Origin of the sequence: Lentzea sp. NPDC092896, from assembly GCF_044754905.1 — a bacterium.
GTDB lineage: Bacteria > Actinomycetota > Actinomycetes > Mycobacteriales > Pseudonocardiaceae > Lentzea.
This window is the reverse complement of sequence record NZ_JBIVPX010000002.1, coordinates 934,234-957,512: the sequence shown is the minus strand read 5'-3', so window position 1 is coordinate 957,512 and position 23,279 is coordinate 934,234. Positions and strand designations below refer to the sequence as shown.

The 23,279-nt window shown below is 70.3% G+C and carries 23 protein-coding genes; 11 read left to right on the top strand and 12 right to left on the bottom strand.

What is annotated here, in order from left to right:
* Positions 1–36: 36 nt before the first annotated feature.
* On the bottom strand, positions 37–2,448 hold the full coding sequence (locus tag ACIQF0_RS15440) for an ABC transporter permease (RefSeq protein WP_401029796.1): 2,412 nt from the start codon (positions 2,446–2,448) through the stop codon (positions 37–39).
* The gene (locus tag ACIQF0_RS15435) at positions 2,448–3,191 is read right to left on the bottom strand and encodes an ABC transporter ATP-binding protein (RefSeq protein WP_401029793.1); all 744 of its coding nucleotides are present in this window, start codon (positions 3,189–3,191) and stop codon (positions 2,448–2,450) included. Before ACIQF0_RS15435 ends, ACIQF0_RS15440 begins: the two co-directional genes overlap by 1 nt.
* A 149-nt stretch (positions 3,192–3,340) precedes the next feature.
* Here ACIQF0_RS15435 and ACIQF0_RS15430 point away from each other — a divergent pair, with 149 nt between their 5' ends.
* Genes ACIQF0_RS15430 through ACIQF0_RS15420 form a run of 3 tightly spaced genes read left to right on the top strand, consistent with a single transcriptional unit; the run spans position 3,341 to position 5,710 of the window.
* The gene (locus ACIQF0_RS15430) at positions 3,341–4,492 is read left to right on the top strand and encodes a sensor histidine kinase (protein WP_401029791.1); all 1,152 of its coding nucleotides are present in this window, start codon (positions 3,341–3,343) and stop codon (positions 4,490–4,492) included.
* Positions 4,489–5,148, top strand: a complete 660-nt coding sequence (locus ACIQF0_RS15425) for a response regulator (RefSeq protein WP_401029788.1) — start codon at positions 4,489–4,491, stop codon at positions 5,146–5,148. The genes ACIQF0_RS15430 and ACIQF0_RS15425 overlap by 4 nt, the downstream gene beginning before the upstream one ends.
* Before the next feature lie 34 nt (positions 5,149–5,182).
* Complete coding sequence (locus tag ACIQF0_RS15420; protein ID WP_401029785.1) at positions 5,183–5,710, top strand: SRPBCC family protein; 528 nt, start codon at positions 5,183–5,185, stop codon at positions 5,708–5,710.
* Between the two features lie 8 nt (positions 5,711–5,718).
* Here ACIQF0_RS15420 and ACIQF0_RS15415 read toward each other — a convergent pair whose 3' ends face one another.
* Genes ACIQF0_RS15415 through ACIQF0_RS15400 form a run of 4 tightly spaced genes read right to left on the bottom strand, consistent with a single transcriptional unit; the run spans position 5,719 to position 9,495 of the window.
* The gene (locus ACIQF0_RS15415; protein WP_401029782.1) at positions 5,719–6,432 is read right to left on the bottom strand and encodes an aspartate/glutamate racemase family protein; all 714 of its coding nucleotides are present in this window, start codon (positions 6,430–6,432) and stop codon (positions 5,719–5,721) included.
* Positions 6,429–7,868, bottom strand: coding sequence for an NCS1 family nucleobase:cation symporter-1 (locus tag ACIQF0_RS15410; RefSeq protein WP_401029779.1), 1,440 nt, complete (start codon positions 7,866–7,868; stop codon positions 6,429–6,431). Before ACIQF0_RS15410 ends, ACIQF0_RS15415 begins: the two co-directional genes overlap by 4 nt.
* Positions 7,869–7,926: 58 nt before the next feature.
* On the bottom strand, positions 7,927–8,652 hold the full coding sequence (locus tag ACIQF0_RS15405) for a GntR family transcriptional regulator (protein WP_401029776.1): 726 nt from the start codon (positions 8,650–8,652) through the stop codon (positions 7,927–7,929).
* Positions 8,653–8,706: 54 nt separating this feature from the next.
* Positions 8,707–9,495, bottom strand: a complete 789-nt coding sequence (locus ACIQF0_RS15400) for an SDR family NAD(P)-dependent oxidoreductase (protein ID WP_401029773.1) — start codon at positions 9,493–9,495, stop codon at positions 8,707–8,709.
* Between the two features lie 93 nt (positions 9,496–9,588).
* Here ACIQF0_RS15400 and ACIQF0_RS15395 point away from each other — a divergent pair, with 93 nt between their 5' ends.
* A complete protein-coding gene (locus ACIQF0_RS15395; RefSeq protein ID WP_401029771.1) occupies positions 9,589–10,179 on the top strand; it encodes a TetR/AcrR family transcriptional regulator in 591 nt (196 codons plus the stop codon).
* A 9-nt stretch (positions 10,180–10,188) separates the two neighbouring features.
* Here the strand turns inward: ACIQF0_RS15395 and ACIQF0_RS15390 are convergent, their stop codons facing one another.
* Positions 10,189–10,878: a TetR/AcrR family transcriptional regulator gene (locus ACIQF0_RS15390; protein WP_401029768.1), complete on the bottom strand. Its 690-nt coding sequence runs from the start codon at positions 10,876–10,878 to the stop codon at positions 10,189–10,191.
* Positions 10,879–10,951: 73 nt separating this feature from the next.
* On the opposite strand from ACIQF0_RS15390, the gene ACIQF0_RS15385 reads away from it, so the two are divergent.
* Positions 10,952–12,076, top strand: a complete 1,125-nt coding sequence (locus ACIQF0_RS15385) for an FAD-dependent oxidoreductase (RefSeq protein WP_401029766.1) — start codon at positions 10,952–10,954, stop codon at positions 12,074–12,076.
* A gap of 1 nt (position 12,077) precedes the next feature.
* Here the strand turns inward: ACIQF0_RS15385 and ACIQF0_RS15380 are convergent, their stop codons facing one another.
* The 5 genes from ACIQF0_RS15380 to ACIQF0_RS15360 are packed head-to-tail and all read right to left on the bottom strand — an operon-like array spanning position 12,078 to position 16,883.
* Positions 12,078–12,908, bottom strand: coding sequence for a class II fructose-bisphosphate aldolase (locus ACIQF0_RS15380; protein WP_401029763.1), 831 nt, complete (start codon positions 12,906–12,908; stop codon positions 12,078–12,080).
* Positions 12,905–13,840, bottom strand: a complete 936-nt coding sequence (locus ACIQF0_RS15375) for a 1-phosphofructokinase family hexose kinase (protein WP_401029760.1) — start codon at positions 13,838–13,840, stop codon at positions 12,905–12,907. The genes ACIQF0_RS15380 and ACIQF0_RS15375 overlap by 4 nt, the downstream gene beginning before the upstream one ends.
* Positions 13,837–14,775 carry a DMT family transporter gene (locus ACIQF0_RS15370; protein ID WP_401029757.1) on the bottom strand — a complete coding sequence of 313 codons (939 nt, stop codon included), beginning with the start codon at positions 14,773–14,775 and terminating at the stop codon, positions 13,837–13,839. Before ACIQF0_RS15370 ends, ACIQF0_RS15375 begins: the two co-directional genes overlap by 4 nt.
* A 10-nt stretch (positions 14,776–14,785) precedes the next feature.
* The gene (locus ACIQF0_RS15365) at positions 14,786–15,742 is read right to left on the bottom strand and encodes an N-acetylglucosamine kinase (protein WP_401029754.1); all 957 of its coding nucleotides are present in this window, start codon (positions 15,740–15,742) and stop codon (positions 14,786–14,788) included.
* A 1-nt stretch (position 15,743) separates the two neighbouring features.
* Positions 15,744–16,883, bottom strand: a complete 1,140-nt coding sequence (locus tag ACIQF0_RS15360; RefSeq protein ID WP_401029751.1) for an SIS domain-containing protein — start codon at positions 16,881–16,883, stop codon at positions 15,744–15,746.
* 265 nt (positions 16,884–17,148) lie between these two features.
* Here ACIQF0_RS15360 and ACIQF0_RS15355 point away from each other — a divergent pair, with 265 nt between their 5' ends.
* The 6 genes from ACIQF0_RS15355 to ACIQF0_RS15330 all read left to right on the top strand — a co-directional run bounded on the left by ACIQF0_RS15355 (position 17,149) and on the right by ACIQF0_RS15330 (position 23,251).
* On the top strand, positions 17,149–17,979 hold the full coding sequence (locus ACIQF0_RS15355; RefSeq protein ID WP_360038366.1) for a DeoR/GlpR family DNA-binding transcription regulator: 831 nt from the start codon (positions 17,149–17,151) through the stop codon (positions 17,977–17,979).
* 140 nt (positions 17,980–18,119) lie between these two features.
* Positions 18,120–18,935 (top strand): endo alpha-1,4 polygalactosaminidase, encoded by an 816-nt coding sequence (locus ACIQF0_RS15350; protein WP_401029748.1) that lies wholly within the window; start codon positions 18,120–18,122, stop codon positions 18,933–18,935.
* Between the two features lie 106 nt (positions 18,936–19,041).
* A complete protein-coding gene (locus ACIQF0_RS15345; RefSeq protein WP_401029745.1) occupies positions 19,042–19,815 on the top strand; it encodes an SDR family NAD(P)-dependent oxidoreductase in 774 nt (257 codons plus the stop codon).
* Positions 19,812–20,582: an AraC family transcriptional regulator gene (locus ACIQF0_RS15340; protein WP_401029742.1), complete on the top strand. Its 771-nt coding sequence runs from the start codon at positions 19,812–19,814 to the stop codon at positions 20,580–20,582. Before ACIQF0_RS15345 ends, ACIQF0_RS15340 begins: the two co-directional genes overlap by 4 nt.
* A 78-nt stretch (positions 20,583–20,660) precedes the next feature.
* Positions 20,661–21,818: a 4-hydroxybenzoate 3-monooxygenase gene (locus ACIQF0_RS15335; protein WP_401029740.1), complete on the top strand. Its 1,158-nt coding sequence runs from the start codon at positions 20,661–20,663 to the stop codon at positions 21,816–21,818.
* A 38-nt stretch (positions 21,819–21,856) separates the two neighbouring features.
* Complete coding sequence (locus ACIQF0_RS15330; protein ID WP_401029737.1) at positions 21,857–23,251, top strand: PLP-dependent aminotransferase family protein; 1,395 nt, start codon at positions 21,857–21,859, stop codon at positions 23,249–23,251.
* Positions 23,252–23,279 lie beyond the last annotated feature (28 nt).

Below are 23,279 nucleotides of genomic sequence, written 5' to 3'. Positions count from 1 at the left end.
GACGCAAGGTCTTCCTCCTCAGGTTCGCGGACATGACTACTCGGTGTCCGTCTTGATCGCCGTCAGGATCGGGATCCGCACGGCGCGGCGGGCAGGGACGAAGGCCGCGGCGACACCGATCGCGACGGTGATCGCCATGAACACGGCCAGCCGGTCCCACGGGAGCACGGGGGTGGTGTTCGCCTGTCCGCTCACCGTCATCGCCCCGATCACGCAGCCGGACACGACGCCCACCAGCGCACCGATCACCGCGATGATCACCGACTCGATCCGCAGCACGGCGCCCACCTGGGACCGGCCGAGCCCGACTGCGCGCAGCAGGCCGATCTCGCGGATGCGTTCCATTGTGGACATCGTCATGGTGTTGACCACCGACATCGCCCCAATCAGCACCGAGACGCTCAGCATCGCGTAGAGGATGTTGAGGTACAGGTCGAACTGCGCGGCCTGCGCCTTGACGTACTCGTCGCGCGTCTGCACCACGAGGACCGGGTTGTCCAGCGCGGTGCGGATGTCGTCGCGCACCTTCTCCGCCGATCCACCGGCCTTGATGAGCACCTCGCGATTCCACCCCTCCCCCGCCGGGATGTTCGCCGTGTCGGCGAGGGCGTCCGCGCCGAACTCCTCGGGTGCGTCGAACGTGGCCACGACCGTGAGCGGTTTCTCCTTGCCCACCTTGGAACCGACCGTCCAGCCGTGCGCCGCCGCGACACCACTCTGCACCGCGATACCCGTACCGAGCTGGTCCAGCGAGCCCTCGCGCACCGTCAGCGGCACGAGCGCGCTGATCGATCTGGCGTTCACCCCGGTCACCTGCAGGGTCCCCTTGTCCAGCGGCAGCAGTGCCTGGCGCAACGCCGTGACGTGCTCGACGCCGGGAATCTTCGCGATCTCGTCGGCGATGGTCGGGCTGATCTCCGCGAACGGAAGCGCCTCCACCCGGATGTCCGCGTTGTTCCAGGCCTTCGCGGTCTCCGCGCTCTTCGCCGAGATCGAGGCGATGGGCACGGTGACGGCGGCGCAGACCGACAGTCCGATCATGAGCGCGCTCGCCGTCGCGCCGGTGCGGCGCGGGTTGCGGCGCGTGTTCTCCACGGCCAGGGTGCCGGTGAGGCCTGCGAACCGGGTCAACGGGCGGCGCAGCACGGAGGTCAGACCCGCGGCGAGCAACGGCGTGAGGATGATCAGTCCGATCAGCATGGCCGGCGCGCCGAGGTAGATCATGGTCTGCTCACCGCGGCCGAGCACGACCATCAGGGTGCCGATCGCCGTGACCACGAAACCCGTGATGTTCCTGAGGCGCAACGACTTCCCCGTCGGGGGCAGACCGGTGCGCAGTGCCGCGATCGGCGGGACCGCGGCGGCCCGGCGAGCCGGGAGGTAGGCGGCCAGCAGGGTCACGCCGAGTCCGACGCCGAACGCCGCGAGGAGCGTGGCCGGAGTGAACGGCCGCAACGGGACGGGTGCCCCTTCGAAGACGGCGAACTGCGACTTCAACGCGGCCGCGCCACCCACGCCCAGCAGGTAGCCGAGCACGGTCGCGACGACGCCCAGCAGGGACGCCTCGGTGAGGACCATGCGCAGCACGTACCGCCGCCCGGCACCGATCGCCCGCAGCAGCGCGTGTTCGCGCGCCCTGGCGGCGGCGAGCATCGTGAAGGTGTTGGCCACCAGGAAGGCCGACGAGAACAGCGCCACGCCCGCGAAGATCAGCAGGATCATCGTCAGCTTGTCGCCGTAGCTCGCCTCGCGCCTGGTCAGCTCGTCAGCGGTGTACGAGCGGAGCTCGGGCAACGCCTTCACCACCGCGGTGGCCAATGCCTGTTGACCGGTGCCCGGCGCCGCGGTGAGCAACGCCGAGGTGTAGCCGCCGTTGCCGGGGGCGAACTGCTCCCTCGCGGTGGCGTCGGCGAACGCGACGAGCGTGCCGCCCTGCACGATCTCGGTGCTCTCGAAGTCGAACACACCGGTCAGCCGGACGTCGCGCGCCGTGCCCACCACGACGACCCGCATCTTGTCGCCGACCTGGTAGCCCGTGCGTTGCGCGGACCACTTGTCGAGCGCGACCTCGTCCGGTCCGGCCGGAGCGGCGCCGCTGGTCAGTTTGTGGCGCTGCGGGTCGAAGTTGACCCCGCCGTCGGATCCCCGAGTGCCGACGAGCGTCCCGTCCTTGCCGACCAGGAACGCCGGGCCCTCGGCGACGAGGTGCAGGCCGCCCACCCCGGGCACGCCGCGCAGCCGTTCGGCCGTAGCGGGGGACATCGCCTCGTTGTCCCGCTGCTCGGCCTGCACGTCGAAGTCCTTGGGGGCGCCTTCCACCGCCGCGCGCACGGTGTCGCCGTAGACCAGCGAGCCGGTGACGAACGCGACGCCGAACACGATCGCGATCGCCGGCAGGAGGAAGCGCATCCGGTTGTCCGTCATGGACCGCCATGCCACGCGGATCATCAGCGCACCGCCTGGCCGTCGAAGCGGCGCATCCGGTCCAGCACCAGATCCGCTGTGGGGCCGGCCATCTCGTCGACGATCCGGCCGTCGGCGAGGAACAGCACGCGGTCCGCGTAGCCGGCGGCGATCGGGTCGTGCGTGACCATCAGGACCGTCTGTCCCCACTCCTTCGCGCACCGGCGCAGCAGCCCCAGGATCTGCGCACCGCTGCGGGAGTCGAGGTTGCCGGTCGGTTCGTCGGCCACCACGATCTCCGGCCGCGACACGAGCGCCCGCGCGCAGGCCACGCGCTGCTGCTGACCGCCGGACAGTTCGGAGGGCCGGTGCCCGAGCCGGTCACCGAGCCCGACCGCGTCGATCACCCGCCGCGTCCAGTCCTGGTCCGGTTTCACCCCGGCGAGCGTCAGCGGCAGGACGATGTTCTCCCAGGCCGTCAGCGTGGGCAGCAGGTTGAACGACTGGAAGACGAACCCGATCTTGTCCCGCCGCAGCCGAGTGAGCTCGGCCTCCTTCAGCGAGCCGAGGTCGGCGCCACCGACCCACGCCTTGCCCGAGGTCGGCGTGTCGAGCCCCGCGAGGCAGTGCATGAGGGTGGACTTGCCGGAGCCGGACGGCCCCATCACCGCGGTGAACTCGCCGCGCCGGAACTGCGCGGACACCTCGGCCAGCGCCGTCACCGCGGCCTGCCCGGACCCGTACACCTTGCCCAGCCGGTCGGCCACCGCCACCGTTCGCTGATCCATCTGACACCGTTCTCGTCGACTTCGGGGAACGGTCCAGAGCCTGCTGGCGCAAGACGCCGCGCGGATCCATCGCACTGCTGAGTGATCTCGGCGCGGCTCCACCAAAAGGTTGAGGCGTCTGGCCGCGGCTCTGACCTACCGTCGCCGGTATGACAGGCATCCTGACGCGGCTCACCTGGTGGCAACGCGTCGTCTTCTGGCTGATCGTCGCGGCTGGGGGCGCCGTGCTGGTCGTCGAGGCGTTCAGCTCACCTAGCGTGTACGGGGCCGTGGGCCTGGTGATCTGCGGGATCCTGCCCTCGGTGGCGTTGTTCACGCGCGACCTGCCCGCACGCGCCGTGGCGGGCATCGGGACGCTGTCGATCGCCTTCACCGTCGTGTGCGCGACCGTGCTGCCCGGTCACCTCGACAACACGTTCGGGTTCTTCGAGCTCATCGGGCTCGCGTGCCTCTGCGTCCGGACCCTGCTGGTGTTCCCGGCCTGGCGCGCGGCGGGGCTGTGCCTTCTGCTGGGCCTCGCCGCGACCACACTGCCGTTGCGCCTGGAGGACCTGGACACCGCCTACACCCCCTTGATGGCGTTCGTCATCGCCGTGGTGTTCGCGTTCGTCCTGCTGCTCGGCCTGGTCATGCGGCTGTACGACCGCAGCCGCACCGACTCGTTCCAGCTGTCCCGGCAGGCGCAACGGCTGGAGTACGCCCGCGACCTGCACGACTTCGTGGCCCACCACGTGACCGCGATCGTCGTGCAGACCCAGGCGGTCCGCTTCGCCACGGGCAGCGGGCAACTGCCGGACCCGGTGGTGCTGGACAAGATGCTCGACGGCATCGAACGGGCGGGCTCGCAGGCGTTGACGTCGATGCGGACCATGGTCGACGTCCTGCGCGACGACAACACCCCGATGCACCCCCACCAAGCGCTCACGCTGATGGTGACCGATCTCGCGACCAGCTTCGCCGGTGCGCCGGTGAGCACGAACGTCGACCCGGCGATCGCCTCCCTCGACCTGCCCACCTCCACTGTGGACGCCGCCCGGCACGTGGTGCAGGAGGCGCTCACCAACGTGCTCAGGCACGCCACCCGCGTCAGTCAGGTGATGATCAGCGCCCGTGCCAGGGGCCAGGAGGTGGAGATCAGCGTCACCAACGACGGCCAGGCAGGTGACAACGGCCTGCCCAAGGGCGGCTTCGGCCTGGTAGGCCTGGCCGAACGGGTGGAGTCGGCGGGAGGCAGCCTCACCGCGGGCCCGACGGGTCGTGGGTGGGCAGTGACAGCGCTTCTGCCATCCTCCACGGCATGACAATCCGGGTGCTGATCGCCGACGACCAGGAGATGATCCGCTCGGCGTTCGGGATGATCCTCGGCACGCAGCCCGACATGGAGGTCGTGGCGAGCGTCGCGGACGGCGAGCGCGCGGTGGAACAGGCCCGCCGCCTGCGCCCCGACGTCTGCCTGCTCGACATCCGGATGCCGGCGCTCGACGGCCTGGAGGCGACGCGGCTGCTCGCAGGGCCCGGTGTGGACGCACCTCTCAACGTGCTCATCGCGACCACGTTCGACCTCGACGAGTACGTGTACCGCGCGCTGAGCAACGGCGCGTGCGGCTTCCTGCTCAAGGACATGTCACCGGCTCTGCTGATCGAGGCGGTCCGCGCCGCCTCCACCGGCACCAGCCTCATCTCCCCGGCCGTGACGGTGCGGCTGCTGTCGAAGCTGGCGCCGGCGCGGCAGGACTCCACTGTGGACAGGCCGCTGCCGGAACCGCTGACCGACCGCGAACTGGACGTGGTGAAGCTCGTCGCGAACGGCCACACCAACGACGAGATCGGCGCCGAGCTGTACGTCTCCGTCGCCACCGTGAAGACGCACCTGGCGAACGCGCAACGCAAGCTCGCCGTCCGCAACCGCGTCGAGATAGCGGCCTGGGCGTGGCGCACGGGCGTCGTCACCGGTTGACCGCAAGGGCTCTGACCAGGGCGGAGCTGCTAGCGTGCGTCCGTTTCCCCGAGAACTGGAGCGCTCCGCCATGAAGTACACCGTCTCGCTGGAGATCGCCCTGCCGCGCGAGCGGGTGGCCCAGCTGCTCGCCGACCCGCGGCACCTGCCGAACTGGCTGCGCGGCCTGGTGCTGCACGAGCCGCTGAACGGGGAGCACGGGCAGGTCGGCACGAAGTCGCGAGTGGTGATGCGGATGGGACAGCAGGAGTTCGAGGCCACCGAGACCATCACGCGCCGGGAACCCGTGGACCTGCACGGGATCCCGAAGGAGAGCGTCGTCCACTTCGAACGCGAGATCGTCGGCAAGGGCATGTGGAGCGCCGCGCGCGAGCGCCTGACCGAGACCGGCCCGGAGTCGACGCTCTGGGTGAGCGAGAACGAGTACCGGTTCAGCGGCTTGCTGATGCGGCTGGTGGGGCTCCTGATGCCCGGCAGCTTCCGCAAGCAGTCGCTGCAACACATGCAGGACTTCAAGGCGTTCGCCGAGCACGGGCAGGACGTCCGCGACGCGACGGGCTGAACCGCCCGTCAGGCCGTCGTGAACGGTTCGAGGAGGCCGGAGTAGGGCTTCGTCGGCGGCGCGGCGAACTCCCCCGCCCCGCTCGTCCGCAAACCCATGCGCACCAACGATTCCACCTGCAGCACCGCCGCCTGGACGCCGTCCACGACGGGAAGGCCGACCCGGCGCTCGATCTCGGCGCGCTGGGCGGTCATGCCGGCGCACCCGAGCACCACCACGTCCGAGTCGTCCGCCGCCACCGCTCTACGGCAGGCGGCGACCACGGCGTCCACCGCGGCCTCCACCTCCAGCACCGGCACGTCGCAGGCCGACACGCCTCGGCAGAACCCCGCCACGCCGTAGCGGTGGGCGAGGTCCCAGGCGCGGCCGCGGGTCCGGTCCAGCGTCGTGACGACGCTGAACCCCCGGCCGAGGAAGGCCGCGGTGCGCATGGCCGCCTCCGCGATGCCGACCACGGGACCGTCCGCGAGTTCGCGAGCGGCCTCCAGGCCCGGATCGCCGAAACAGGCGATCACGTAGCCGTCCGCCCGCGTGGACGCGATCTCGGCCAGCAGACCCGGCACGCTGAGGGCCTCGTCGTAGTGGCTCTCGATCGACGCCGGACCCATTGACGGACACGTGGTTCGCACGTCCACGCCCGGTGCGGCGATCGCGGCGGCCGCGCGGCCGATCGTCTCGGTCATGGCCGCGCTGGTGTTGGGATTGACGACCTGGATCCTCACCGGTCTCCCCGTGACAGCAGGGTGAACACCACGAAGCCCAGTGCCATGCCGACGAACCAGCTGTAGGGAGCGACGTCCGACAGCGCGGGCAGCAGGACCGGCACCATCGCCACGAGCGAGGCGGCGGCGGTCGCGATGATCGCCTTCGGGTTGTACCCCTTGCGGTACCAGTACTTCCCGGTGGGCGACATGCTGAACAGGTCGTCGACGTCGACGCGCTGCCGTGCCACGACGTAGTGCCCGGCGATGAGCACGCCGAACAACGGGCCGATGAACGCGCCCAGCGTCTCCAGCGTGTAGTGGATCACCGCCGGGTTGTGGTAGAGGTTCCACGGCGTGATCAGCACCGAGCCGACCGCGGCGATCATGCCGCCCGCGCGCCAGCTGATCCGCTGCGGGTTGACGTTCGAGAAGTCGAACGCGGGCGAGATGAAGTTGGCGACGATGTTGATGCCGACCGTGGCGATGCTGAACGTCAACGCCCCCAGCACGATGGCGAACGTGCTGTCGATCCGCGCGACCGTCGCGACCGGGTCGGTCAGCAGCTCGCCGAACACCGGCACGGTCAGCGAGGCGGTGACCACGACCAGCACGGCGAACACGAGGAAGTTCACCGGCAGGCCGAGCAGGTTGCCGCGCTTGACCGCCGCGAACGACTTGCCGTAGCGGGAGAAGTCGCCGAAGTTGAGCATCGGTCCGGAGAAGTACGAGACCACCAGCGCGATGGCGCCGAACATCACCGGCAACGACGCCCAGCCGGTGTGCACCACGCCGCCGAGGTTGAAGTCGATCGCTCCCCAGCCCGCGCGGGCGATCAGGTAGCCGGCGAGCAGGAACATCACCACGTACACGGCGGGGCCGCAGAAGTCGATGAACCGCCTGATCGTCTCCATTCCCGTCCAGAACACCGCCGCCTGCACGAACCACAGCACGGTGAACGACGCCCAGCCCAGCGCGGACAGCCCCAGGAACCCGTGCTGCTGCACGTCCGCGTACGGCAGCAACGACGGGAACAGCTTGAGCAGCACCACGTCCAGAGCCGCGGACGCCAGATAGGTCTGGATGCCGTACCAGGCCACCGCGATCAGCCCCCGGATCACCGCGGGCACGTTCGCCCCCAGCACGCCGAACACACTGCGGCTGATCACCGGGAACGGCACGCCGGTCTGCTGGCTGGGCTTCGCGACGAGGTTGCAGAAGAAGTGCACGATGCCGATCCCCGCCACCAGCGCCACCAGCACCTGCCAGCCGCTCAGGCCCAGCAGGAAGAGACTGCCCGCGGTGACGTACCCGCCGACGCTGTGCACGTCCGACATCCAGAACGCGAAGATGTTGTAGGAGCCCCAGGTCTGCTTCTCCAACGGGGCCAGATCGGCGTTGGTCAGCCTCGGGTCGTAGGCGAGCCTGCGTTCCGCGTTCGTTGCTGTCGCTGTCATCGCCGCGCTCCTGCCTGGTGGGGTGACGCCACCGTAGGAAGGAGTTGTTTCCCGGCTGCTACGGGAAACGTATATCTTCCCCGTCCGCGAACAGGCCGGTGTCCCTCGGCACGGCCGCCAGCGACGACCGCAGCCGGTCGTGGTGCGTCCGGGCCGCCTCCACCAGCGTTGTCGCGTCCCGTGCCACGAACGCCGCGAGCATGCCCTCGTGGTCGGCGTGCAGCGCCACGCGTTCCGCCTCGCGCACGTGTGCCATGGGCTGCAACGGTTCGGTGAGGTTCCAGGCCGACTCGAACATGTCCAGCAGCCGTTTCATCCCGCTCGGCGAGACCAGGGCGAGGTGGAACCGGCGGCTCTCCCGGTGGTACGCCCGCACGTCACCGGCCGCCAGCGCGTCGGCCAGTGCGGCGTGCGCGGCGCGGGCCTGCTCGTCGTGGGCCGGTCGCGCCCGCGAGACCGCGGCCCCCAGCGCCGCGGCTTCGAGCACGCCCCGCACCACGTACAGCTCGTGCAACTCCCCTGGCGTCAGCTTCGCGACGGTGTAGCCGAAGTTCGGCCGGTGCTCGACCAGGCCCTCGCCGATCAACGTCTTGAGCGCCTCCCGCACGGGGATCCGGCTCACGCCGAACACGGCGGCCACCTCGTCGAGCGGAATGGCGCTGCCGGGCGGCACGCCGTCCAGCAGGCACCGCCGCAACTCGGCGAGGATGGCCGCCTGCGCGCTGTCACCGCGGTCGGCCTCCAGCTTGGCCACCACGATGGACCTTCTCCTGGGCGCCCGCATCGGGCCACGGTAGCGTCAGCAAAGCCGCCGTCCTACCTTCGGGGAACGCCCGTCTCAGGCGCTCTTGACCGAGCCCGCGTGCACGGTCCAGTTGGACCCGACGGCGCTCGGCATCGTCGGCGAGGCCAGCAGCACCACGGCGCGGGCGATCTCGTCCGGGTCGATCAGGCTGCCGGTGAGCATGCCCGACTGGTCGGGCAACGCCGCCAGCAACGCGCTGTGCTCGATGCCCATGTTCGCCGCGACGCCCGCGAGGTAGCCGTCGGGACTCAGCATGATGTTCGTCCGCGTGCCGCCGGGGGTGACGGCGTTGACCCGGACGCCCGCACGGCCGACCGCTTCGGCCAGGCCGCGGGTGAAGGCGTTCAGCGCCGCCTTGGCCGACGAGTAGGGCAACGGCGCGGTGTGCGGGTCGCGGGCGCTGGTGGAACTGATGTTCACCACGGCGCCTTTGGCTTCGATCAACGCGGGAAGCGCGGCACGGGTCGTGCGCACCGCACTGCCCAGGTTCAGCGCGAACACGTTCGTCCAGGTGTCGTCGTCTCCGCTCAACGGATCTTCGAACATCCCGTCCGGCACGTCACCGCCGCCGGCGTTGTTGACCAGCGCGTCGAGCCGCGGGTCCAGCGCCAGCGTCGCCTCGACCAGTTCGCGCGGACCGTCCGGAGTGGACAGATCGGCCGGGATGAAGTGGGCGCCGGTCTCCTTGAGCTCGGCGGTGTTGCGGCGCGCGGCGGCGACGACGGAGGCGCCCTCGGCGACGAACGCCCGGACTACGGCGAGCCCGATGCCCTTGCTCGCCCCGGTCACGAGCACGCGCTTGCCTTCGAGTTGCAGGTCCACGACTGGTTCCTCTCTGCGGTGTTCTCTCCCCATTAAGTGATACACGGCTGTCACGGATATGCAATAGCTGTGACAGCCATGTATCATTTGCTGGTGGCTGAGACGACTGCGCGGCGCCTGCGGGCGGACGCGGAAACCAACACCGCGCGGATCCTCGCCGCCGCGGAGGACGTGCTCGCCGCAGATCCCTCCGCGTCGCTGGAGCGCATCGGCGAGGCGGCCGGCCTGACCCGCGTCACCGTGCATCGCCGGTTCGCCTCACGCCTGGCGCTGCTGGAGGCGTTGTCCGAGCAGCTCAACCAGCGCTACCTCAGCGCGCTGGAGCAGGCGCGGACGCACGCGGTGTCTCCGCTGCTGGAGTTCCAGCGGCTGACCGAGATCGTCTTCGAGCTCAAGGTCAGCCATCGGTTCGCGATGGAACTGGCCAGCGACCAGGAAGGCTGCCACTCCGGACTGAGCCCCGAGGTCGCGGCCGGGCTTGAACAGGTCTTCGCACGCCTGAGGGAGGCGGGAGACATCACCGCGGTCGGCGCGGACTGGTGCCGCCACGTCTACCTCGCCCTGCTGCACGAGGTTCACACACTGCCCGAGAACGCCCCGGACCTCGTCGCGGCCGGAGCGTCACGGGCCGAACTGGTCGTCAGGACCGTCGTCGGCGCTCTGGGAGGCACCGCCCGAGGCTGACGCACCGGCTCACAGAACGCGCCCGTGCACCGCGACGATCCCGGCCACCACGATGTCGACCCCCGACAGGAACTGCTCCCGGTCGTCGTGGTCGCGGATCTGGCCGGCGACGGCGCGGACGAAGGGGTAGCTCTCGGAATCGAGCTGCTCCCACGCCGTCGCGACGGAGTCGAGGTGCGTGCCGCGGTCACCGGTCCGGCCCTGCGCGCCGCCGGCGTTGACCGCGTTCTGGCCCGCCGCGCCGAGGACGTAGTTCACGAGCGCCGAGGTCGAGTGGAACCAGGCGGGTTCGGGCACGCCCAGCGTGCGGACCTGGCGGCCGAAGCTCTCCCAGACGCGGGGCGCCACCGCGTTCAGCGGATTGCGCGCGAACTGCGTGGCGAGCTGGGCGCCGAGCCAGGCGTGCCGGTCGATCGCCTCGTAGAGGCCGAGTGCCACGGCCCGGATCCGCTCCCCCGGCGTGTCCCCGCTGACGGGCGGCGTGGACAGCGCGACGGAGACGACGGCCTCGGTGGCCGCGTCGAGCAGCTCCCCCTTGTTCGCCACGTGCCAGTAGAGCGCTCCAGCGCCGGTGGCGAGACGTTCGGCGAGGGCGCGGAAGGTCAGCCCGCTCTCGCCGGCCGAGTCGAGCAGCTCGACCGCCGCCTCGACGATCCGCTCGCGGGAGAGGGCGTCCGTGCGCCGGGTCCGTGATGTCACGCACTCATCTTGACACGTCTGGAACGTCGTTCCAAGATGGAATGGAACAACGTTCCAATCTTGGAGGAGTGCCATGAGCACGGAAGTCACGATCATCGGAGCAGGCGTCGGCGGGCTCGTCCTCGCTCGCGTGCTGCACGTCAACGGCATCGCGTCGACGGTGTACGAAGCCGATGCCTCCCCCACCGCCCGCACCCAGGGCGGGCAGCTCGACATCCACGAACACAACGGGCAGATCGCACTCGCGGCCGCGGGACTCACCGAGGAGTTCCACGCGATCATCCACGCGGGCGCCGAAGCCCACCGGGTCCTCGGATCGGACGGCACCGTCCTGCTCGACCTGCCCGACGACGGCACCGGCCACCGCCCCGAGGTGCTGCGCGGCGACCTGCGCCGAATACTGCTGGAGTCCCTCCCGGAGGGCACGGTGCGGTGGGGCCACAAGGTCACCGCCGTCGCGCCACTCGGCGGAGGACGTCACGAGGTGACCTTCGCCGACGGCTCGACGGTGACGACGGACCTGCTCGTCGGTGCGGACGGCGCGTGGTCGCGGGTCCGGCCGCTGCTCTCGGCCGCGAAGCCCGAGTACTACGGCACGTCCTACGTGGAGACCTACCTGTACGACGCCGACACCCGTCACCCGGCCGGCGCCGCGACCGTCGGCGCCGGCGGCATGTCCGCGCCGACGCCTGGCAAGGGCATCCAGGCCCACCGCGAAAGCAACGACGTGCTGCACACGTACGTGGCACTCGAGAAGCCGCTGGAATGGTTCGCGGCGATCGACTTCACCGACCCGGCGGCGGCGACCGCGGCGATCGCGGCCGAGTTCGAGGGCTGGGCACCCGAACTCACCGCACTGATCACCGACGGCGAGACCCCGCCGGTCCTGCGCCCGATCACCGCGCTGCCCGCCGAGCACCGCTGGCAGCGCGTACCGGGCGTGACCCTGCTCGGCGACGCCGCACACCTCTCCCCGCCCAACGGCGAGGGCGCCAACCTCGCCATGCTCGACGGCGCGGAGCTCGGCCGGTTCCTCGCCGCACGTCCGGGCGACGTCGAAGCCGCTCTCGCCGCCTACGAGGCGGAACTGTTCGTTCGCAGCACCGCGGAGGCGGAGGAGGCCCGCCGGGACTTCGAGCTGATCTGCGGTGCGGGCACACCGGGATCGATCCTCAGCCTGCTCACCGGCGCCGAGTAACTCATTTCGCCAGCACCGTGAGAAGCCTGGCCACCTCGTCGCGCACCGCGTCACGGCCGGGAGCGAGGTAGCGGCGTGGATCCGTCAGGAGTTCGCGTTCCCCCAGCACCGCACGGACCGCCTCGGTCAGCACCTGGTTCAGCCGGGTACCGATGTTGACCTTGACGATGCCGTTCGCGACCGCGCCCCGCAGGCCGTCGTCGCTCACCCCGGACGAGCCGTGCAGCACCAACGGCACCGGGACCGACTCGGCCAATGCGGAGATCAGGTCCTCGTCGAGCACCGCGCTGCGGTCCGCCATGGCGTGCGACGAGCCGACGGCCACCGCGAGCGAATCGACACCGGTCGCGGCGACGAACTCCGCGGCCTCGCGCGGATCGGTGCGCACACCGGGAGCGTGGGCACCGTCCTTGCCGCCGACCTCGCCCAGTTCGGCCTCCACGAGGCATCCAGCGGCGTGACAGCGCTCGACCACGGCCCGCGTCCTGGCCACGTTCTCGGAGTAACTCGATTTGGCGGCGTCGAACATGACCGAGGTGATGCCCAGCTCGAGTCCCTCGTGGATCAGCGCTTCGTCCTCGACGTGGTCGAGGTGGACCAGTACGGGCACGCTCGCCTCGGAAGCGAGCCGCAGGCACGCGAGCGCGAAGGGCGCCAGCGATCCGTGATAGCGCACGGCGTTCTGTGAGATCTGCAGGATCACCGGGAGCCCGCTCAGCTCGGCGCCCGCCACGATGGCCTCGGCGTGCTCGATCAGGATCGCGTTGAACGCGCCCACCGCGCGTCGCTCCGCACGCCTCTCGCCGAACAACGTGGTCCAGTCCTCGATCATCGAACTTCCTTCACCGTCGTCAGGGGGATCCAGCGGCCTCGGGCCGCCAGGTCGATCTCGCCGGCCACCGGTCGCAGCACCGCCGCGGCCGAGGTCGCGACGACGTCGGCGAGCGCCGCGACCCAGTCGACGCCCTCCACCCGCGTCGCTTCGGCCAGGTGGAGCGCCAGTGCGGCGGCCGCCGCGTCGCCGGCTCCGGTCGGGTTGCCGGAGACCACCTCGACCGGCCAGGCCTGCCAGGTGCCCGCCGCGGTCACCGCGACGACTCCGTCCGGTCCGGCCGTCGCCACGACAGCGACCGCTCCCCCGGCCACCAGGTCCCGGCAGGCGGCGACGCCGGTCCGTCCGTCGAGCTCCGCCAGTTCGTCCTGGTTGGGCATCAGCACCGCTCCGCTGGGCGCGACCGCGCGCAGAGCGGGTCCGGACACGTCGGCGATGACCGGCACGTCGAACTCGGCGCACAGCTTCGTCAGCCGTGCGGGCACGTCCGGGCTCATCCCGGCCGGAACGCTGCCGGAGATCACCACAGCGCCCGCTCCGGCCTTCAATTCGTCCCGCAGCGCGGCGGCGATCGCCTCCTCCGCGCCCTCGACGGCCGGAAAACCGTTCTCCTGCAACGACGTGGTGGTGCCGTCCTCGGCCACGACCGCCACGGTCCGCCGCACGGAGGCGAGGGCGGGCACGAGTCGATGGGTGATCGCCAGCTCCTCCAACCCCGACCGGAACTCGTCGGGTGCCGCGGTCGTGGTCAGTGCCAGGGCGATGCTGTCCCCGCCCAGTGCCTTGACCACGGCCGCGACGTTCACGCCCTTGCCGCCCGCCCGTGACCGGACCTCCGGCACGCGGACGGTTTCGCCGACGCGCAGGGCTTTCACGCGGTAGGTCACGTCGATGGCGGGGTTGAGCGTGATGGTGAGAATCCGGTTCGTCACGTCGCTGCCTCGACTGCGCCGGGAACGGTCTCGCTGCTCTTCTCGGCGCGGTAGACCATCAGCGTCGAGCCGGCCAGCGCCAGCACGATGCCCACCACCTGGAACGCGCTGGGCCGTGCGCCGAACACGATGAGGGACAACACGATCGTCAGCACGGGAGCCAGCGCGTTGGTGACGGGCGCGACGATCGAGGCCTTGCCGCGACTCATCGCCATCACCAGGAACAGCGCGCCGATCGAGTTCAGCACCTGCGTGCCGGCCGTGAGAGCCGGTGCCTGCCAGGGGAAGTCCAGCGGCAGACCGCCCATCATCAGCAGTGCCACCGGAATCAGCACCAGCCCGCTGATGGTCATCCAGCCGAACGTCGACGCGTCGTCGACTCCGGCGATCGCCGCCTTGCGCATGAAGAACGCCTGCACACCCCAGGCGACGCAGACCAGCACCGCGAGCAGCAGGTAGAACCACCCGCTGTCGCCTCCCTCGCCGGTGGACACGGAGAACAGGACGACCGCGACGAGTGCGAGCACCACGCCGATCCAGGACAGCGCGCCGAGCCGCTCGCGCAGCAGGCCGAACGCCATCAGCACGGTGATCGCCGGGGACAACGCGATGATCGGGAAGATGACGTACGCGGGCCCGATGGTGAGCGCCTTGAACAACAACAGCTGCCCGCCCGCTCCGGTCAGACCGATCAGCAGCCCGTATCCGGTGGCGGTGCGGCTGCGGTCGAACTTCTTGCCGCGCAACGAGAACCAGGCGGGGATGATCATCGTCAACGCCCACACGACGTAGATCATCGGGTCGGGGTAGGCGTAGAGCTTGGTGGGCAGGGCGGAGAAAGCACCCCACACGCCCCAGAACAACACGAGCAGTCCCGCGTACGGGATCCAGTTGGTCGTGCGGAGGGTCGGGGCGGACACGCCAGATCCGGTCATCGTGAGCTCCTCAGAGGGAGAGCGCGGCGGAAGAGTGGATTTGCTCGGCCCGCAACGGGTGTCCGTGCAGGCGTGCCGCGTGCAGCGCGGCACCGATGTGCGGTTCCAACAGCGGTTCGCGCAGGTCGAAGTCGTGGGTGAGCGACTCGCGGAACGACGCCAGCACGAGCGCCGAGCCGAACACGCCGCCGGAGTACGACACCGGAACCTGTTGTGCGGCACCGAATCCGAGAGCGTCACGGCCGACGTTCACCAGCAGTGCGAGCTCACGTCCTGCCTGCCGGAGGATCTCGGTGGCGGCCGCGTCCCCGGCGTCGGCCGCCCTGACGACGACCTTGCTCAGGCTCGCGATCCTGCCGCGGTCCCCCTGCCACTGGTTGACCACGACGTCGATGGCGTCGAAGTCGACCGCGAGATCGAGCGCCTGACGCAGTTCACCGACCAGCGGACCGGCCGGCAGGCGGCCGTCCACCATGCGGCTGAACGCGTTGAGGCCGTTGATAGCGACCCAGTAACCCGAGCCCTCGTCACCGAACAGCTCGCTCCACCCGCCGCCGCGCCACTGCCTGCCCTCGTTCTCCCCGTAGGCGATCGAGCCGGTGCCCGCGACGACGTTGATGCCGTCCACCGCGCCGAGCGACCCCGCCCAGCCGCAGATCATGTCGTTGCCGCAGCGGTAGTTCCCGTCGACGAGGATCGCCGACGGCACGGCGTCCAGCACGGGCACGTCGGCGCTGATCTCCCCGTAGGCGGGCAGGCCGAAGAACGCGTAGGTGATGCCGTCGGACGAGATGCCCGCGATGCGGCAGACCTCGGCGATCCCCTGGCGCAGCAGGGGTTCGACGATCTGCACGCCGTCGCCCAGGTAGTACACGCTCGCGGTCCTGGCCTCCGCGACGACCCCGCCGTCCAGATCGACCAGGCAGAACGCGGTCTTGGTACCCCCACCGTCGACACCGAGGAACATGTCAGCTCACTCCCTCAACGAACTCGTGGATGACCACTCCCCGCACCACGCGGTTGACCTCGCCGCCGGGGAACGGGTTGTCCGGCGTCAGATCCAGTGCCAGCGAGCAGGCGAGCGCCGTGGTCTGGGCCGTGATCACCGCGGCCAGCGCCCACACCGCGGCGGGCGCGGTCGCCAGCCCCGGGACTGGCCACACCTGCGCTCCCCCGCACGTGCCGGAGTCCGCGTCCCCCACGACGATCACGCGGTTCGGGCCGAGCGCCAGGACGAGCTCGCGAGCGATGTCCTCGTCGTACGAACGCGCATACCGGTCCGTGGAGAGGAAGACGACGGCGATCGTGCGGTCGTCGAGCACCGACTTCGGCCCGTGCCGGAAGCCCAGCGACGAGTCGGCGATCCCCACCACCTCGCCGCGCGTCAGTTCCAGGCACTTGAGCGCCGACTCCCTGGCCAGGCCGCGCAACGCCCCCGAACCCAGGTACACCAGGCGGGACGGCTTGGCGCCGGCGATCGCGGACGCGCGCTCGGCGGCCTCGCCGAGAACGCCGGCACCGGCTCGCGCGAGCTCCTCCACGTCGACGTCGAGACCGAAGGCCAGCAGCGCCGCCAGGGCCATCCCGGTGAACGACGACGTCATCGCGAAGCCGCGGTCGTTCGTCTCCTCCGGCAGCGCGATCACGACGGCGTTCTCGTCGCCGTCCCACTGCCGGCCCAGCTCTCCCCGGGAGTCGCAGGTGATCACCAGGTGCCGCAGTGAGGGGGTCAGGCTCCCCAGGAGTTGAGCCGCCGCAAGCGATTCAGGGCTGTTGCCGCTGCGGGCGAAGGACACGAGCAGCATCGGGCGGTCGTCCGCGGCCACCGCGCGCGGGTCGGCGACGATCTCGGTGGTGGCGATCGCCTCCACCTGCCTGCCGAGGTGTCGTGCCAGCGCGGGAGCCACGAGCTCACCGATGAACGCCGAGGTGCCGGCTCCGGTCAGCACGATCCGCGGACTCGCCTCGAACAGCGCCGCGCTCACCAGTTCCTCGACCCGCGGACGCAGTCGCTCCACCACTCCCGCCACGCGCGGCCAGGTGGTCGGCTGCTGCCAGATCTCCCTCGCGGTCCAGCTGCTGCCGAGCCCACTCTCACTAACGGTCATGGTGTGTTGCCTTCCGATTAACACGTCCGGGGGCCTTCTTCGAATGCCGCCGATCGCCCTGGGGCTCAGGCTCTCCGCCGATCCGGCGATGGCTGCATTCGTACGGTCGCCGTCGCGCCGGCGGCAAGGTTCTGCATTCAAATGAACATTTGAAATGAGCGTTTCAGGTGAGCGATTGGCCGAGTGGCCCCAGTTCAGCGGTCCAGTCGAGTGAGCACCGCGTGCACAACCGCTCACTCGGATGATCTGTCGTAGGCTCCGCTCCATGGCCGACTCCACGGATTCCGCCGCGTCCGGCACCCGCGTGCGGAAAAGGCGAACCACGCGCGCTGAACGCATGTCCGAAATACTCCGGATGCTTCGGGAAACCGGCTCGCTGCAGGCCGGTGAACTCCGTGAGCGATTCGGCGTTTCCTCCGCGACCCTGCGCCGGGATCTGGCGCAGCTGGAGGAGCAGCGGCTGCTCACCAGGACCCACGGCGGCGCGAAACCGCAGGGCAGCGTGAACGAGGTCCCGGTGCGCTACCGCGGAGGCCGTTCCCGTGACGCGAAGCTGGCGATCGTGCGCAGGGCGGTCCGGCTGCTGCCGCCGGGACCGCACGTGATCGCCCTGACCGGCGGCTCCACGACGAGCGAACTCGTCAAGGAACTGCCCAACCGCGGCGATCTGACGGTCGTGACGAACGCGTTGAACATCGCGATGGAACTGGCACTGCACCCGCGCCACAAGCTCGTCGTGGTCGGCGGCGTCGCGAGACCTCAGTCCTACGAACTGGTGGGTCCGTGGGCGGAGCACGTCCTGGCGTCGATCAGCATCGGCACCGCGTTCATCGGCGTCGACGGCGTCGACGTCACCGCCGGAATCACCACCCACGACGAGAACGAGGCCCGCACCAACCGCGCCATGCTCAGCCGTGCCAAGCAGGTGATCGTGATGGCCGACGGCAGCAAGCTCGGCAAGGCCACCCTCGCCCGCATCGCCGACATCCACGACGTCCACGAGGTCATCACCGACCTGTCCGCCGATCCGGCGGCGGTCGCGGCGATCCGGGCCGCGGGAGTGCGCGTCACCGTGGTCGAGGTGAAGACCAAATAGGACGGTGGGAAACGCTCATCACGGATGCGCACTTCGTTGACCGTTTCGGTTGGGCTGCCTACGTTTCGCCGTTACACCGGCCGCACCGGCCGGCACTCCTCACCGCGCATCCTGATGCGCCCAACGACGACGGAGTCGGCATGAGGCGTCTTTCTCCCTTGCACGGCAGACGATTAGCGGCGGTCACCGCGGCGGGAGCCCTGGCGTTCGCAGCGCTCACGGCCACCGCCGCACCCGCGTCGGCAGCGGTCCCCCTACCACCGCTCGCCGGCAAGTTCGACTACCAGATCGGCGGCGCCTACACCCCGCCGTCCGGGGTGCAGATCGTCAGCCGCGACATGTCCGCGTCCCCTGCGGCCGGGCTCTACAACATCTGCTACCTCAACGCCTTCCAGGCCCAGGAGGGTCAGGACGGCGACTGGCAGAGCGACCTGCTGCTCCGCGACTCCAGCGGCAAGAAGGTCGTCGACCCCGACTGGCACGAGACGTTGCTCGACCTGCGCACCGCGGACAAGCGCAGCCGCGTCGCCGCCAAGGTCAAGACCTGGATAGACACCTGCGCCGCCAAGGGCTACCAGGCCGTCGAGCCCGACAACTACGACAGCTTCTCCCGGTCGAAGAACCTGATCACCACCACGCACGCCCAGGAGTACATCAAGCTCCTGTCCGCCTACTCCCACAGCAAGAACCTCGCCATCGCCCAGAAGAACACCCCGGAACTCGCCGGCAACCGCACCGCCAACGGTCTGGACTTCGCCGTCACCGAGGAATGCGGCGAGTACGAGGAGTGCGGCGACTACGCCGGCCCGTTCGGCAACCGCGTGGTCAACGTGGAGTACACCGCCTCCGGCATGTCCAAGGGCTGTCCCGAGTGGAAGACGAAGATCAGCATGGTGCGCCGCGACGTGATGGTCGTGCCCGCCGGCTCCAGCGGATACCTCCGCAAGACCTGCTGACGTCCACACGCTCGTTCGTCGTCGCGGCCGCACGGATTCCGGGCGGCCGCGACGTGCGCATACGCTGCGGTTCGGAGCAGTCGGACCACAGGCCAGGAGGACGGGGATGTCGGAACGCGGTACCGGAGGCGTGATCGTCACCGGGGCGTCGAGGGGGATCGGCCGCGCCACCGCCGTGGCGTTCGCCGGGAAGGGGTACCGGGTCGCGGTGCACTACGGCAACCGACGCGAGGACGCCGACGAGACCGTCGCCCAGCTCGCGGGGACCGGGCACGCGGTCATCGGAGGCGACCTGGCCGACCCCGAGGTGGCCCGAGGGCTCGTCGCGGAGGCGGTGGAGCGACTCGGCACGGTGGACGTGCTGGTCAACAACGCCGCCGTGGCACCAGGTCCGGCCAACCGCCACCGGATCGGAGAGACCTCCTGGGACGGGTGGGCCGACGCGTGGCGGTCCATGCTCGACGTGAACCTGCTCGGGGCGGTGAACGTCACCTGGGCGGTGGCGCAGCACCTGATCGACCGCGGTGCGCCGGGCAGCATCGTCAACGTCGGCTCGCGCGGCGCGTTCCGCGGCGAACCCGACTACCCCGCCTACGGTGCGACCAAGGCCGCGCTGCAGGCGTTCGGCCAGTCCGCCGCGATCGCGCTCGCACCTCACCGGATCTCGGTCACCTCGGTCGCACCGGGGTTCGTCGCCACCGAACGCCAGGCGTCGAAGCTCGCCGGCGACGAAGGCGACGCCGTGCGCGACCAGAGCCCGTTCGGCCGGGTCGGCACGCCGGAGGAGATCGCCTCCGCCATCGTCCACCTGGCCTCTCCAGAGGCGGTCTGGTCCTCCGGGGCGGTCCTGGACCTCAACGGAGCCTCGTACCTGCGATGACACCGCCGGGGAAGACGTGGGACGCGGCGCTGACGGACGCCGTGCCCAGCGGTGGCGGCTGGCTCGACCACGGCTTCCACATCGACGTCCACTCCCACGCGGACGGGCAACTGGTCTACGCCGCCTCCGGAGCGCTGGCCACGTCGACCGTGCGCGGAACATGGGTGGCGCCGGCGAACCGCGCCACCTGGACGCCGCCGGGGTTCGAGCACTCGCACCGCTTCTACGGCCGGACCGACGTGCGTCTCCTGGTCGTTCCCGCGGCCCTGTGCGACGCGCTCGTGCCGCACCCCAGCGTGTTCGCGGTGAGCCCGTTGCTGCGGGAGGCGGTCCTGGCGCTGACGGACCGCCCGGAGTCCCGTCCCGGCGCACATGCCCGGCTGCTCGAGGTCGTGATCGACGAACTGGTCGAGACACCCGAGCTGTCCCTGCACCTGCCTGAACCGCACGACCCCAGGCTGCGCGCGGTGACCGACCTCCTGCACGCCGACCCCGGCCGCACCTCGACGCTGACCGAACTCGGCCGCGAGGCAGGTGCGAGCGAACGCACGCTCAGCCGCCTGTTCGACTCCGAGCTCGCCATGAGCTTCCACCGCTGGCGCACCGTCCTGCGCGTGCAGCACGCCGTCATCCACCTCACGAACGGTGTCTCGGTCACCGATACCGCGATCACGTGCGGATGGTCGAACCCCTCCAGCTTCATCGACGCGTTCAGCTCGGTGGTCGGTCAGACCCCCGGCCGCTACCAGGCGGGCCTGCACGGCTAGCCGAGATTGGCGGCTTTCCGGTATCCGCTGTCTCGATACCGGTGGGACGCGGCAGCCTCGGCGTCCACAGTGGAGGACATGAACGAAGCAGACACGAACGTGGACGTCGTCATCGTGGGTGGCGGTGTCGCCGGCCTCGCGCTCGGGAACTTCTTGCAGCGCAGCGGAATCAGCTGCGTCATCGTGGAGAAGCACAGCCGTGGGCACATCGAGCGCAGGCAACGCGCAGGATCCCTCGAAGCGAGCGGCGTGCGCACGTTCCGGCAGTGGGGGCTCGACGAGGCCTTCGCGGACTCCCCCAGCCATTTCACGGAATCGTCCGACCTACCGGTGCTGATCGAAGGCGAGACGCGGCAGTGGAAACACGGGGACGACGAGGACGAGGACGAGTCGATCTTCTGCCCCCAGCAGGTCCTCGTCACGAACCTCACCGCGATCTTCCTGCGCGAAGGCGGAGATCTCCGCTACGAGGCAGCCGACGTCGCGCTGGAGGACGTCACCGGCCGGCCCCTGGTCCGCTACCGCGACCCCTCCGGCGCCGTCAGGACGATCGGCTGCGAGTTCGTCGCCGGCGCGGACGGCTTCCACGGCGTCAGCAGGAAGTCCATCCCCGCGGACGTCCTGACCTGCGACTCCCACGAGTTCGGCTACGCCTGGCTCAGCGTCCTCGCCGAGGTCGGCGCGGACCCCCTGGCCGTCATGGCGGTGCACTCCCGCGGCTTCTCCGCGCAGATCACCCGCGGCCCCGGCAAGAGTCGCGTCTACCTGCAGTGCCCGCTCACCGACACCGTCGAGCAGTGGCCGGACGAGCGGATCTGGAGCGAACTCGCCCACCGGTTCGGGCGCCCGGTGAAGCCGGGCCCCGTCGCCACCAAGCAGATCGTTCCCCTGCGCGGCATCGTGTTCAGCCCCATGAGCTACGGCAGGCTCTACCTCCTGGGCGACGCCGCGCACATCATCTCCCCGATGAGCGCCGAAGGGATGAGCCTCGCACTGCACGACGCAGAAACCCTTGCCCACGCCCTGATCCGCCACCTCGACGTGGGCGACTCGCACCTGCTCGACGAGTACTCGGACACCTGCCTGCGCCACATCTGGAATCGCCAGCAGTCGGCGATCTGGATGACCGACACCATGCACGACTCCGGCGACAGCACCTACCGGGGCGAGTTCCGCAGGCAGATCGCCAGGGTCAACCTCGAGACGCTGTTGCAGCCCGTCGCCACGACGAGCTGACCTGCCACGTCCGGGAACGGGTCGTATCGTTCTCCGACGTGACCGATCGACCGGCCGGCGGCCTCGACCTGCATCTGGGCGACGTCGGCCGCAACCGCGCCGGCCTCATGGACGCCTTCCGCGAGGCGATCCGCACCGGCCGGTTGGCACCGGGGACGAGGCTGCCGTCGAGCCGCGTGCTGGCGACCGACCTCGGGCTGGGCCGCAACACCGTCGTCCGCGTCTACTCGGAGCTGATCAGCGAGGGATGGCTCACCGGGGTGCACGGTTCCGGTACCGAGGTGGCGCGGCGTTCCGCGGAGCTCGTGGGCGACCGAGCAAGGCCCCGGACGCCCGCGGCACCACCGCGGCCGGTGCACGATCTGCGGCCCGGCCGTCCAGACCTGTCGTCCTTCCCGCGTGACGAGTGGATTCGCGCGGTGAAGCGCACAGTCAGCACCGCACCGTTCGACGCCTTCGGGTACACCGATCCGCACGGCATGAGCGAACTGCGTGACGTCCTCGCCCGCTATCTCGCCCGTGCCAGAGGCCTGCGCGCACGGGCGGACAACGTCATCGTGTGCAGCGGGGCCGCGGAAGGCCTGCGGCTCGTCGCCGCCGCGCTCGCGAGCGCGGGAGTCACGAAGGTGGCGGTCGAGGAGTTCGGTCTCCAAACCCAGCGCCTGGCGTTGCTGCAGGCCGGGATCGAAGCAGTCCCGATCGCGGTCGACGCCGACGGTGCCGAACTGTCGGCGCTCGACCACGATCGGAACCTGGGCGCGGTTCTGCTGACGCCGTCGCACCAGTTCCCCTTGGGCGTGGCACTGCACTCCGACCGGCGGGCGGCGGTCGTCGACTGGGCCCGCCGGCGGGGCACGCTGGTCATCGAGGACGACTACGACGGCGAGTTCCGCTACGACCGGTCGCCCGTGGGCGCGTTGCAGGGACTGGACCACGACCACGTGATCTACCTGGGCACCGCGAGCAAGTCCCTGGCGCCGGGCCTGCGCCTCGGCTGGCTCGTCCTGCCGGACCACCTGGTCGGCTCGATCGCGGCGCAGAAGGGGGAATCAGAGGATTCCGTCGGGTTCGTCAACCAACTGGCGATGACCGAGTTCATCGCGTCGGGAGCGTACGACCGGCACATCCGCGCGATGCGCTCCCAGTACGACCGGCGACGTCGGCAACTGGTCGAGACGATCAGCCGGCACTCCCCTGCCGCGCACGTGACCGGGATGTCCGCCGGGCTGCACGTCCTCCTCGAACAGCCCCGCCGGACCGGCGCCGAACTCGTGCGCCGAGCCACCCGCGAACAGCTGGCGATCGAGCCCCTCGAACGCTTCCGGCACCCCGGATCCACCTCGAACCGCGACGGCGTGATCATCGGGTTCGCCGCGCCCTCCCCCAGTGCCTGGGCGGGCACGCTGGACGCCCTTGTTCGCACTCTCCGGTGACTGGTCCCCGTTCCGGGACGCCAAGTGG